Here is an 11,944-nt window from a genome sequence, read left to right as displayed (position 1 = left end):
CGCCCGGCCAATCAGCGTTGATACTCCGCCTGCAAGCGCCGGCGCGACGGCATAGGCTGGGAACGTCACCGTTTGTATGCACGCACCCATGCATCGCTATTCAGACCGCGAGGAGTCGTTCGACATGGACATGAACGAAGAAGACGTCGCCGAACAACAGTACCGCTCCACCCTGCCCGGCCCGCTGGGCGTGATCGATACCTGGATCAGCAAGGCCGAAGCCGTGATCCTGGCCATGGGGGTGATCCTGATGGCGATCAACACCGTGGCCAACGTCATCGGCCGCTTCGTGTTCGGCGAGAGCCTGCACTTTTCTGAAGAGGTCAACCGCATCCTGATCGTGATGATCACCTTTGCCGGTATCGGCTATGCCGCTCGCCACGGCCGGCATATCCGCATGTCAGCGATCTACGATGCCCTGCCCACCGGCGGGCGCCGCTGGTTGATGATCTTCATTTGCCTATTCACCGCGCTGGTCATGTTCACGCTCTGCTACTACTCGATCGGCTATATCCAGACCACCTACAGCCGCGGCCGGGTGCTGCCCTCGCTGAGCATTCCGGTATGGCTGATGTACCTCTGGGTACCGGTGGGCTTCACCATCACCGGGATCCAGTACCTGCTGACCGCCATCAAGAATATGACCTCTCGTGACGTCTATCTCTCGACCCATGTAGTCGACGGGTACAAGGACACGGAAACCGAAGTCTGACGCGGGGAACGCACAATGACGACAATCATTATCTCCATCATGATCGTGCTGCTGCTGCTCGGCTTCCCGATGATGATACCGCTGGTCACCGCCGCCTTCGTGGGTTTCTACATGACCTTCGGCGGTACCGGCCAGATGGAAACCCTGATCCAACAGTTGATGGGTGGCATACGCCCCACCGCGTTGATCGCCGTGCCGATGTTCATTCTGGCTGCCGATATCATGACCCGCGGTCAGTCCGCGAGCCGTCTGATCAACATGGTGATGAGCTTCGTCGGTCACGTGAAAGGCGGCCTGGCAGTAAGCACCGCCGCCTCCTGTACGCTATTCGGCGCCGTTTCGGGCTCGACCCAGGCCACCGTAGTGGCGGTAGGCTCGCCGCTGCGTCCGCGCATGCTCAAGGCCGGCTACAAAGACCCGTTCACCCTGGCGCTGATCATCAATTCCAGTGACATCGCCTTCCTGATCCCGCCGAGCATCGGCATGATCATCTACGGGGTCATCTCCGGCACCTCGATCGGCGAACTGTTCATCGCCGGTATCGGCCCAGGGCTGCTGATCCTGTTCATGTTCTCGATCTACTGCGTCATCTATGCAGTGGTCAGGGACGTGCCCACCGAGCCCAAGTCCAGCTGGCGCGAACGCCTCACCGCGGTGCAACGCGCGCTGTGGCCGCTGGGCTTTCCGGTACTGATCGTCGGCGGCATCTACGGTGGCATCTTCAGCCCCACCGAGGCCGCGGCCGCCTGCGTGCTGTATGCGGTGCTGCTGGAGTTCGTGGTATTCCGCTCGCTCAAGCTGCAGCATATCTACACCATCGCCAAGTCCACCGGGCTGATCACCGCCGTGGTGTTTATCCTGGTGGCGGTGGGCAACGGCTTCTCGTGGGTGATCTCGTTTGCCCAGATTCCCCAGGAGATCCTCGCCGCCGTAGGCATCAACGAGGCCGGGCCAGTGGGCGTGCTGATCGCCATCTCGGTGGCCTTCTTCGTGGCATGCATGTTCGTCGACCCGATCGTGGTGATCCTGGTGCTGACGCCGATCTTCGCCCCGGCCATCGCCGCCTCGGGACTCGATCCGGTACACGTCGGCGTACTGATCACCCTGCAGGTAGCGATCGGCTCGGCCACACCGCCGTTCGGCTGCGATATCTTTACCGCCATCGCCATCTTCAAGCGCCCCTACTGGGAGGTGATCCGCGGCACGCCACCGTTCATCTTCATGCTGGTACTGGCGGCCGCGCTGGTAATCATGTTCCCGCAGATCGCGCTGTTCCTGCGTGATCTGGCGTTCCGGTGAGCCACTCGCTCTATAAGGAGAAGGTGACGATGTTCAAGCGAATCCTGGTCCCGGTCGACGGCTCCAAGCGCGCCCTGCGGGCACTGGACAAGGCCATCGAGCTGCAGCGGCTGACCGACGCCGAGCTCTACGTGCTGTGCGTGTTCAAGCACCACAGCCTGCTGGAAGCGTCGCTGTCGATGGTGCGTCCGGAAAAGCTAGACATTCCCGACGATGCCCTCAAGGAGTACGCCACCGAAATCGCCCTCAATGCCAAGCACCGCGCCATCGAACTCGGGGTCGAAGGGGTGCGGGCCTTCGTCAAGGGCGGCCGGCCGTCGAGCACCATCGTACGCTTCGCCCGCAAGCGCGAGTGCGACCTGATCGTGCTCGGCTCCAAGGGCACCAACGGCGAATCGAGCATTCTCGGCAGTGTCTCACAGCGGGTCGCCAGTATGGCCAAGTGCCCGGTGCTGGTTGTCTGACACGACGATTGCACCGCAATGGCGCGGGTGCGGAAACTCATGGCGCCTGATAGAGTCCGAGACACGACGCCTTACTGAATCGAGGACTCTGCATGAAGACACTGGTTTCCGCTGCGGCATTCGGCACCCTGCTGGCTGCCGCACCGCTGGCCCTGGCCGCCCCCGAAACGGAGCAAGAACAGCTCAGCTACAGCCTCGGCGTGACCCTTGGCCAGAGCCTGGTTCAGGACGTCGAGGAGCTGGACCTCGACGCCTTCACCCAGGCTATCGAGGATGTCTATGCCGGCGGCGAGCTGGCCATGAGCGAGGAGCAGATGGCCGAGGCCCTGACGCGCTTCCAGGAGAGCGCCATGGCCAGCCGCGAGGCCCAGGCGTCTCAAGCCGCTGAGGCCAATCGCGAAGCCGGCGAGGCCTTCCTGGCCGAAAACGCCGAAGAAGAAGGTGTCGAAGTCACCGACTCCGGCCTGCAGTATCAGGTAGTAGAGTCTGGTGATGGCCCGTCGCCGGGCGCGTCAGACAGCGTCGAGGTGCACTATGAAGGCACCCTGATCGACGGGACCGTGTTCGATAGCTCCTACCAGCGCGGCGAGCCGGTCAGCTTTCGCGTCGATCAAGTCATCGAAGGCTGGCAGGAAGCCCTGCAGCTGATGAGCGTCGGCGATACCTGGATGATCTATCTGCCCTCCGAGCTGGCCTACGGCGAAGCCGGCACTGGCGGCCCGATCGGTCCTAACGAAACGCTGATCTTCAAGGTCGAGCTGCTCGGCATCGACGATTGATCGCCATGAGACCCGCTCTGATAGTGTGCGGTCTGGCGCTGGGCCTGACGGGCCCGGCGCTGGCCGACAGCGATGCTCTTCCCTCCCTGCCCGTACTCGACATCGCCCCCGACCGCGTCAGCGTGGTGGGCGTCTCGTCCGGCGGCTACATGGCCACCCAGCTGGCCGTGGCCTTTCCCGAGACCTATCGCGGCCTGGGCGTCTTCGCTGCCGGTCCCTGGGGGTGCGCTCAAGGCAGCCTGCGTCTGGCGTTGGGGCAGTGCATGACCCAGCGACACGGCTCACCCAGCCTGGCCGAGCTGGAGGGCCGCCTGACCGCCTACCGCGCCGACGGACGCCTCGGCGCCGCCGAGGCGCTGGCCCGACAGCGGGTCTTCGTGTGGCACGGCGAAGAGGACGAGGTGGTCGACCCAGCACTTGGTGAGCTGCTGGCGGCCCAGTACCGCCAGTGGCTGGAACACGCCGAGCAGCTCAAGTTCATCAGCGCCGATAACGTCGGCCACGGCTGGCCGGTGGGCGGTACCGGCCTCGCGCACATTACCGAGCTGGCCGACTGCCGCCTCGGCGGCAGCCCACACCTGCTGGCCTGCGACCGCGATGCGGCGGGTGAGCTCCTGAACTGGCTGTACGGTGAGCTGACCGCTCCCGACAACGGGGACCGCGGTACGCTGCTGCCGTTCGACCAGCGCGAGTTCTATCGCGGCTCAGGGCTCGCCGATCAGGGTCAACTCTACCTGCCCAAGGCCTGTGAAGAGGGGGCGCCCTGCGGCCTGGTGGTGGCACTGCACGGCTGCAACATGAGCCAGACGCAGATCGAGGACGCCTTTGTCCGGCATACCGGGCTCAACGACTGGGCCGCAGCCAATCAGCTGGCCGTGCTCTACCCGCAGGCCGATACCAGCATGGCCAACCCCCAGGGCTGCTGGGACTGGTGGGGCTTCGATGAAAGCAGTTGGGAGCCTTCTGCCGGGCACGAGACACGCGACGGCCATCAGGTGCAGGCACTGCACGCCATGGTCAAGCGGCTCAGCGGTGACGACGACGCACAGGAGGACGCGCCCGCCCGCTAAGGGCGGTGCGCTCAGCCGCCGCTGAACTCGTGCCGTACGGCCGAGATCAGCGAGTGCGGCGTCGGCGCGTAAAGCACTCGCTGGCGGATCTCGCCGTGGCGGTCGACCAGGTACATCGAAGAGCTATGGTCGACGGTGTACTCCATCGCCGAGTCCTCCATGTCCTGCTTGCGCCAGAACAGGTTGTAGCGTTCGGCGATATCGTCGAGCTGCTCTTCGCTGCCGCGGGCACCGATGAACTGCTCGCCGAAGTAGCCGACATACTCCTCGAGCCGCTCGAGGGTGTCACGGGCAGGGTCAACGGTAATGAGTACCGGCACGAGACGCTGCGCGTGCTGTTCATCGAGCTGCTGCAGGGCCTGGCGAATCACCGCCAGGGTCATCGGACAGATGTCCGGGCAGTAGGTATAACCGAAAAACAGCACCGCCAGCTCGTCATCGTCCATGCCTGCCAGCGAGAACTCGCCCTGGGTCGAGGGTAGCGCCACCTCGCCACCGCGCGGCTCGCCGTCATCGCCCTGCTGCTGCACCCACCAGATCGTGCCCAGCGCCACTACCAGCACCAGCGAGGCGAGGCCCGCCCACCGCATCTTGCGCGTCATACCGCACTCCTCTTGATATCGAAGTCGAACCAGCTGCCCTTGCGTCCCTGTGGCGTTTCAACGACTACCTGGGCGCGCCACGGCATCACCGCCTCCGTACAGACGCCGATCTGGCCGTCGCCGCGAAACACGCCGTTGCCCTGCGCCTCGAGGATAAAGCGATTGACCCCCATATGCATATTGCGCCCCACCAGCTCGACCGTCACCGCCCGCGCCTCGACGCCCTCCAGGCGCACTTCGATGGGCAGGATCTCGAGCTCGCGCAGTTCGCCATCGACATCCAACGACAGCCGCGACGCCATGCCCAGACTCGCGTGACAGGCCCCCTGGTGCAGGTCGCAGGGCGGGCTTGGCGGGTACCAGGTGACATCGTCACTGCTGCCGCGAAAATAGTAGTTGCCGAGATACCACAGCGCCACGACTACCGTCACCAGGGTGACCAGGATCAGCAGGTTGAGCAGCGGTGAACGCGGGGTTGTCTCGTCCGGGGATGGGGGCAGCGTGGTCATGGTATCACCAGGACCCTCCAATGCAGTGGCAATTGCCGGTAAGCTTATCAGCGTTTGTCTCATGGCGACCTGTGAAAGGTTGTCGCATCCCAAGGTCGATGACAAGGAGCGCCCCATGGGTGATGTGGCCGGTGCGCTGGGCCCGCTGTTTCTGTTGATCCTGCTGGGGGCCGGGTTGGGCTGGAAACGCTTACCGGCGGGGGATTTCTGGCCCCAATTGGAGAAGCTGATCTACTTCCTGCTATTCCCCGCGATGCTGGTGGCCACGCTCGCCACCGCGGATGTCAGCCAGGTACCAGTGGCGCGGGTCGCACTGGTACTGCTTGGGGTGATGACCGCGCTAGGCGCCCTGCTGTGGCGGCTGCGCCAGCAGCTGGGCCTGGATCCGGCGGCTTTTACCTCGGTCTTCCAGGGCGCGCTGCGTTTCAATACCTATGTCGGCGTGGCCGGCGCCAGCGCGCTGCACGGCAGCGCCGGGGCCACCGTCGCTGCGGTGGCCGTGGCGCTGATGGTCCCGGTGGTGAATGTGCTGTGCGTGGCGAGCTTCATCGCCGCCGGCACCCTCGGGCCAGCCAGCCTCGGCAAGAGCCTGCTGGCGCTGGTACGCAACCCGCTGATCCTTGCCTGCCTGGTGGGGATTGCCCTCAACCTGAGCGGCATCGGCCTGCCGGGCTGGAGCGCCCAGACCGTCGGCCTGCTGGGCAGCGCGGCGCTGCCGCTAGGCCTGGTGGCAGTCGGCGTGGCACTGCGTCCGCGGGCACTGGTGCGCCTCGATCGCGGCGTCTGGGCCGCCAATCTGCTCAAGCTGGTGATCATGCCAGCGCTGGTACTGGTGTTGGCCCTGCTGCTGGGCCTCGACCCGGTGAGCCGGGATGTGGCGCTGCTGTTTGCCGCCCTGCCCACCGCCACCTCGGCCTATATCCTGGCCCGCCAACTGGGCGGCGACGCCGAGCTGATGGCCGCGCTGATCACCGGCCAGACGCTGCTGGCGATGCTGACGCTGCCGCTGTGGCTGAGGCTGGTAGGCGGCTAAACGCAAATTAAATAAAAAATATTCTCGTTACGCTTGACGAAGTAAATGCGAACGATTATCTTAACAACCGTGGCGCTTGCCAGGCGCCACACGCCATAGCAGAGAATGTCAGGTTTTCTGCCATGGTTTCTCCTCATCAAGCTAGTCACGGTCTTTCGCCGCTCCTCCCGGAGCGGCTTTTTCTTTTCTATCCAGACAACGAGTTCGGCCAAGGCTTTGCGGCGAGGGACGCCGACGGCAGGTCGAAGAGGAGGTTCAACGCCATGGGTGAGGAGCACTGCTCCGAACGGACTGGCCATGGATGGCCAGCCAGCACCGGTCCTGCAAGCGGAGCAGGATGCGAGAGCGTAGCAGGGCGTTGGTAGCGCCCAGCGACGGGTTTACAGCGCCTCCTCATAGGCCTGCCGCCGGATCAGTCCCGAGCGATACTGCTACATGCATAGGCCAGAGCAAGATGATACGAGCGGCGTTCCCGCCTATGCATCGCGGGCGTAGATCAGATCCCATACACCGTGGCCGAGGCGCTCGCCGCGGGCCTCGAACTTGGTCAACGGGCGGAACGCCGGGCGTGGCACATAGGGCGCCATGTCCGCCGCTGCAGTATTGCGGTAGCCCGGCGCGGCTTCCATGACCTCGGCCATCCACTCAGCGTAGGCCGCCCAGTCGGTGGCCAGGTGGAAGGTGCCGCCCGGCTTGAGGCGGGTTCGCACCAGCTCGACGAAGGCCGGCTGTACGATGCGCCGCTTATGGTGCTTCTTCTTCGGCCAGGGGTCGGGGAAAAACAGCTGCAGGGTATCGAGGCTGGCCGGCGGCAGGCACTCCTCGAGCACCCGCAGGGCGTCCTCGCGGTAGACCCGCAGGTTGGTCAGGCCACGTTTGTCGGCTTCGTCAAGCAGCTTGCCAACCCCGGGCGCATGCACCTCGATGCCGATGAAGTCGGTATCCGGATGGCTAGCAGCCTGCTCGATCAGCGAAGTGCCCATGCCAAAGCCGATCTCCACCACCCGTGGGGCATCGCGTCCGAACAGCGCATCGAGGTCCTGGCGGCCCTCGGCAAGGGTCAGCCCCAGCCGCGGCCAGACCTCCTCGAGGCCGCGGGTCTGGGCGACGGTCATGCGACCGGCGCGCAGCACATAGCTCTTGATGCCGCGGCGATGCAGCGGCGCCTCGGGGCTCTCAGGCCCGCTGGTGGTGGCGTCGGAACGCTGGTCGGGGGTATCACTCATGCGCGGTGCGATTCTCGTCGGTGGCGGCGTTCAGCCGTTGATACGGCCGGCGAAGGGCGAGGAGGGCTCGGCGCTCTGGCGGCGCGGCATGCGCCCGGCCAGGAAGGCAGCGCGCCCGGCCTCGACGGCCTGCTTCATGGCAGCCGCCATCAACACCGGCTGGCGCGCATGCGCGATGGCTGAATTCATCAGCACCCCGTCGCAGCCCAGCTCCATGGCCATGGCAGCATCCGAGGCCGTGCCGATGCCGGCATCCACCAGCACCGGCACCTCGGCCTGCTCGATGATCAGGCGCAGGTTGTGCGGGTTCTGAATGCCGTGGCCGGAGCCGATCAGCGACCCCAGCGGCATCACCGCGCAGCAACCCAGTCGCTCGAGCTCCTTGGCCACGATGGGGTCGTCGCTGGTGTAGACCATGACGTCAAAGCCGTCCTTGATCAGCTCCTCGGCGGCCTTGAGGGTCTCTACCACATTGGGATAGAGGGTGGCATCGTCGCCGAGCACCTCGAGCTTGACCAGCGTGTGGCCGTCGAGAAGCTCGCGGGCCAGCTTGCAGGTGCGCACCGCATCCTTGGCGGTATAGCAGCCCGCGGTATTAGGCAGTAGGGTGAAGCGCTCCGGCGGCACCACGTCGAGCAGGTTGGGCGCGCCGGCCTCCTGCCCCAGGTTGGTGCGACGCACGGCGAAGGTCACCACCTCGGCGCCAGAGGCCTGGATCGCGGCGCTGGCCTCGTCGAAATCGCGGTACTTGCCAGTGCCGACCAGCAGGCGTGAAGCAAAGCGATGCCCGGCCACCTGCAGTGGCTGGTCCTGGATAGGGTCTGTCATGATGGCTCCTCTAGCCCCCGCCAATGGCGTGGACGATTTCGACGCGGTCGCCGTCGGCCAGCCCCTGCTGGGCATGCTGGCTACGCGGTACGATCTCTTCGTTGACCTCGACGGCGATGCGCCGGCCGGTCAGGTCGAGGGCGGCGATCAGGTCGCTGACCGTGGCCTCGGCCTCTAGGGTTCTGGCTTCGCCGTTGAGCAGGATCTGCATGTTGGTCCTCCAGCGAATCGCAGCGGTTCGGGGGGCACTATTGTAGCTCATACCTTACCCCGCGGGGTACGGTATGAGCGCCTTAGACAAGGAGATTTCCCCATGCGAGACACCCCCTGGTGGCTGGCGATAGCGCTTAGCGGCGGCCTAGCCGTGGCACTCGGCGCCTTCGCCGCCCACGGCCTGCAGGGCCAGCTGCCGGCGCGGCTGCTGGCGGCCTTCGAGACCGGCGTGCGCTACCAGATGTGGCATACCCTGGCGATGCTCGGGGTGCTGGCCTGGCGGGCCGGCCAACCGCTGCGCGGTCAGCGGCTGACGCTGGGCCTCTGGGCGCTGGGTATCCTGCTATTCTCGGGGTCGCTCTACGCCCTGGCGCTGAGCGGCATCGGCCGCTTGGGCATGATCACCCCGCTGGGCGGCGTCGCCTTTATCGCTGGCTGGATCGCGCTGGCGGTCAGCGCAGTGCGAGCTCAATCGGCGTCAGGCAGGACATAGGTGGCAGTGACGATTGCCACCGGCTCCTCGTCACCGGCAGAGAACAGCTGTACCTCGCCCACCGCCAGGCGGCGGCCGAGCTTGACGATGCGCGCGTTGGCGATAAGGTCGCGGTCACCGCGGGCGCGACGCAGGAAGTGGCAGTTCATGTCGCTGGTCACGGCCATCGGCTCGGGACCGATCTGCGCCAGGATCGCCACGTAGAGACATACGTCGGCCAACCCCATCATGCTCGGGCCCGAGACGCAGGCGCCGGGACGCAGGTGTTCATCCTCGATGGCCAGACTCATGGTCGCGCGCATCTCGTCGACGCCCTCGATGGTGCCCTCTCGATGCGGGAACACCTCGTCGAGAAATTCCTCGATGGCGGCTGCGGTCATAACGGTCATGGCGCCCTCCTGGCGGCTTGGCGGCGAGTCTGCTGCGCCCAAGATAGCGCAAGGCACGCGTCGCGGCGATATCTTCGCTCCCCCCCACAGCCCAAACGCGACGGGCCCCGACGCGGATACGCCGGGGCCCGTCATCTCACGCAGCCAGGGTTACTTGGCCTTGTGAACCTGACGCCACTCGTGGAGCAGCGGTTCGGTGTAACCCGCCGGCTGCACGCGACCCTTGAACACCAAGTCGCTGGCAGCCTTGAACGCAGTAGAGGCTGAGAAGTCGGCGCTCATCGCAGTGTAGCTGGGGTCACCGGCGTTCTGCTCATCGACCACCTTGGCCATGCGCTCCAGGGTCTTCTGCACGCGCTCGGCGTCGACGACCCCGTGGTGCAGCCAGTTGGCCAGGTGCTGGCTGGAGATGCGCAGCGTGGCGCGGTCTTCCATCAGGCCGACGTTGTGGATGTCCGGGACCTTGGAGCAGCCCACGCCGTGCTCGACCCAGCGCACTACGTAGCCGAGAATGCCCTGACAGTTATTGTCGAGCTCCTGCTGGATTTCCTCGTCGGACCAGTTGGCGCTCTCGGCGACCGGTACCGTCAGCAGGTCGTCGAGCAGATCGATGTCGCCCTGGCCTTCCAGCTCGCGCTGCACCGCGCCAACATCGACCTGATGATAGTGCAGGGCGTGCAGCGCGGCGGCAGTGGGCGACGGTACCCAGGCGGTGTTGGCACCGGCCTTGGGATGACCAATCTTCTGCTCGAGCATGGCCGCCATCAGGTCGGGCATGGCCCACATGCCCTTGCCGATCTGGGCGCGACCACGCAGCCCGCAGGCCAGGCCAACCAACACGTTGTTGCGCTCATAGGCGCCGATCCACTTGGCGCCCTTCATGTCGCCCTTGCGAATCATGGGACCGGCTTCCATGGCGGTGTGCATCTCGTCGCCGGTACGGTCGAGGAAACCGGTATTGATGAACACCACCCGCGAGGCGGCCGCGTTGATGCAGGCCTTGAGGTTGACGGTGGTACGCCGCTCCTCGTCCATGATGCCCATCTTGAGGGTGTCGCGAGCCATGCCCAGGATGTCTTCCACCCGGCCGAACAGTTCGTTGGCAAAGGCGACTTCCTTGGGGCCGTGCATCTTGGGCTTGACGATATACACCGAGCCGGCGCGGGAGTTGCGCGGCTGATCGTCGCCCTTGTTGAGATCGTGGAGCGCCAGCAGACCGGTCACTGCGGCATCGAGGATACCCTCCGGCAGCTCATTGCCGTCGGCGTCGAGCACCGCCGGATTGGTCATCAGATGGCCGACGTTACGCACGAACATCAGCGCGCGACCGGGCAGGGTCAGGCTACCGCCGTCGGGGGTCTGGTACTGGCGGTCAGGATTGAGGCGCCGGGTGATGGTCTTGCCACCCTTCTCCAGCTGCTCTTCCAGGTCGCCCTTCATCAAGCCCAGCCAGTTGCGATAGACCACCACCTTGTCTTCGGCGTCGACCGCCGCCACCGAGTCTTCACAGTCCATGATGCTGGTCAGTGCGGCCTCGACCAGCAGGTCCTTGACGCCGGCCGGGTCGGTCTTGCCGATCGGGTGGCTGGTATCGAACTGGATTTCCAGATGCAGGCCGTGATTGGCGAGCAGGATACCCTCGGGCTTGGCGGCATCACCCTGGAAGCCGACCAGCTTGCCGGGATCCTTGAGGCCGGTCTCGCGGCCACCGTCGAGGGTCACCACCAGGTGGCCGTCGCGCAGTGCATAGTTGACGGCGTCACGGTGCGAGCCGGTGGCCAGCGGCGCGGCGCGGTCGAGCACGCCGCGGGCGTAGGCAATGACCTTGTCGCCGCGCTTGGGGTTGTAGCTCGCGCCTTTCTCGGCGCCGTCGTCTTCGCTGATGGCATCGGTGCCGTAGAGGGCATCGTAGAGGCTGCCCCAGCGGGCATTGGCGGCGTTGAGCGCATAGCGGGCGTTGTTCACCGGCACCACCAGCTGCGGGCCGGCCTGGGTGGCGACCTCGGCATCGACGTTTGCGGTGGTCGCGGTTACCTTGGCCGGAGTATCCGCGAGGTAGCCGATGCGCTTGAGAAAGTCACGATAAGCGGGCATGTCGCTAACCGGACCGGGGTTCTCGCGGTGCCAGGCGTCGAGTTCGCCCTGCAGGCGCTCGCGCTCGGCGAGCAATTCACGGTTCTTCGGGGTCAAATCGTGAAACAGCGCATCGACACCGGACCAGAAGGTCTCTGCATCGACGCCGGTGCCAGGCAGGGCCTGATCGTTGATGAAACGGTCTAGCTCGGAGGCCACCTGAAGACGATGGCGGGTGACGCGGTCAGTCATGA

At 65.4% G+C, this 11,944-nt stretch carries 14 protein-coding genes; 7 read left to right on the top strand and 7 right to left on the bottom strand.

Annotation, left to right across the window (positions count from 1 at the left end; translation table 11 throughout):
• Window positions 1-124 precede the first annotated feature (124 nt).
• From BLT16_RS16005 to BLT16_RS15985, 5 genes are all read left to right on the top strand, one after another.
• Window positions 125-712, top strand: a complete 588-nt coding sequence (locus BLT16_RS16005) for a TRAP transporter small permease (protein ID WP_089659516.1) — start codon at window positions 125-127, stop codon at window positions 710-712.
• A gap of 15 nt (window positions 713-727) precedes the next feature.
• Entirely contained in the window at window positions 728-2,011 is a 1,284-nt protein-coding gene (locus BLT16_RS16000; RefSeq protein WP_089659515.1) for a TRAP transporter large permease, read from the top strand.
• 29 nt (window positions 2,012-2,040) lie between these two features.
• Window positions 2,041-2,475, top strand: a complete 435-nt coding sequence (locus BLT16_RS15995; protein WP_089659514.1) for a universal stress protein — start codon at window positions 2,041-2,043, stop codon at window positions 2,473-2,475.
• Between the two features lie 92 nt (window positions 2,476-2,567).
• The gene (locus BLT16_RS15990; protein WP_089659513.1) at window positions 2,568-3,254 is read left to right on the top strand and encodes a BamJ family beta-barrel-assembly machinery protein; all 687 of its coding nucleotides are present in this window, start codon (window positions 2,568-2,570) and stop codon (window positions 3,252-3,254) included.
• A 5-nt stretch (window positions 3,255-3,259) separates the two neighbouring features.
• The gene (locus BLT16_RS15985; RefSeq protein WP_089659512.1) at window positions 3,260-4,324 is read left to right on the top strand and encodes an extracellular catalytic domain type 2 short-chain-length polyhydroxyalkanoate depolymerase; all 1,065 of its coding nucleotides are present in this window, start codon (window positions 3,260-3,262) and stop codon (window positions 4,322-4,324) included.
• 11 nt (window positions 4,325-4,335) lie between these two features.
• Here BLT16_RS15985 and BLT16_RS15980 read toward each other — a convergent pair whose 3' ends face one another.
• A complete protein-coding gene (locus BLT16_RS15980) occupies window positions 4,336-4,926 on the bottom strand; it encodes an SCO family protein (RefSeq protein ID WP_089659511.1) in 591 nt (196 codons plus the stop codon).
• Window positions 4,923-5,435, bottom strand: a complete 513-nt coding sequence (locus BLT16_RS15975; RefSeq protein WP_089659510.1) for a hypothetical protein — start codon at window positions 5,433-5,435, stop codon at window positions 4,923-4,925. Before BLT16_RS15975 ends, BLT16_RS15980 begins: the two co-directional genes overlap by 4 nt.
• 115 nt (window positions 5,436-5,550) lie before the next feature.
• Between BLT16_RS15975 and BLT16_RS15970 the strand changes: the two genes are divergently transcribed.
• Window positions 5,551-6,468: an AEC family transporter gene (locus BLT16_RS15970; RefSeq protein ID WP_089659509.1), complete on the top strand. Its 918-nt coding sequence runs from the start codon at window positions 5,551-5,553 to the stop codon at window positions 6,466-6,468.
• 476 nt (window positions 6,469-6,944) lie between these two features.
• On the opposite strand, the gene trmB is transcribed toward BLT16_RS15970, so the two are convergent.
• From trmB to thiS, 3 genes are read right to left on the bottom strand one after another with little or no spacing between them, the layout of a single operon-like run.
• Window positions 6,945-7,694 carry a tRNA (guanosine(46)-N7)-methyltransferase TrmB gene (gene trmB, locus BLT16_RS15965; protein WP_089659508.1) on the bottom strand — a complete coding sequence of 250 codons (750 nt, stop codon included), beginning with the start codon at window positions 7,692-7,694 and terminating at the stop codon, window positions 6,945-6,947.
• Window positions 7,695-7,724: 30 nt separating this feature from the next.
• Window positions 7,725-8,522 (bottom strand): thiazole synthase, encoded by a 798-nt coding sequence (locus tag BLT16_RS15960; protein WP_089659507.1) that lies wholly within the window; start codon window positions 8,520-8,522, stop codon window positions 7,725-7,727.
• A gap of 10 nt (window positions 8,523-8,532) precedes the next feature.
• Entirely contained in the window at window positions 8,533-8,733 is a 201-nt protein-coding gene (gene thiS / locus BLT16_RS15955; RefSeq protein ID WP_089659506.1) for a sulfur carrier protein ThiS, read from the bottom strand.
• 102 nt (window positions 8,734-8,835) lie between these two features.
• Between thiS and BLT16_RS15950 the strand changes: the two genes are divergently transcribed.
• Window positions 8,836-9,228 carry a DUF423 domain-containing protein gene (locus BLT16_RS15950; protein ID WP_089659505.1) on the top strand — a complete coding sequence of 131 codons (393 nt, stop codon included), beginning with the start codon at window positions 8,836-8,838 and terminating at the stop codon, window positions 9,226-9,228.
• On the opposite strand, the gene BLT16_RS15945 is transcribed toward BLT16_RS15950, so the two are convergent.
• Both BLT16_RS15945 and BLT16_RS15940 read right to left on the bottom strand, forming a co-directional pair.
• The gene (locus BLT16_RS15945; protein ID WP_089659504.1) at window positions 9,204-9,617 is read right to left on the bottom strand and encodes a PaaI family thioesterase; all 414 of its coding nucleotides are present in this window, start codon (window positions 9,615-9,617) and stop codon (window positions 9,204-9,206) included. The two genes, BLT16_RS15950 and BLT16_RS15945, sit on opposite strands and share 25 nt — an antisense overlap.
• Window positions 9,618-9,767: 150 nt before the next feature.
• Window positions 9,768-11,942 (bottom strand): malate synthase G, encoded by a 2,175-nt coding sequence (locus tag BLT16_RS15940; protein WP_089659503.1) that lies wholly within the window; start codon window positions 11,940-11,942, stop codon window positions 9,768-9,770.
• Between the last annotated feature and the right edge of the window lie 2 nt (window positions 11,943-11,944).

It is taken from the genome of Franzmannia pantelleriensis (genome assembly GCF_900102875.1).
Lineage (GTDB): Bacteria > Pseudomonadota > Gammaproteobacteria > Pseudomonadales > Halomonadaceae > Franzmannia > Franzmannia pantelleriensis.
The sequence above is the reverse complement of the archived record's forward strand: the minus strand, read 5'-3'. Positions and strand labels throughout refer to the sequence as shown.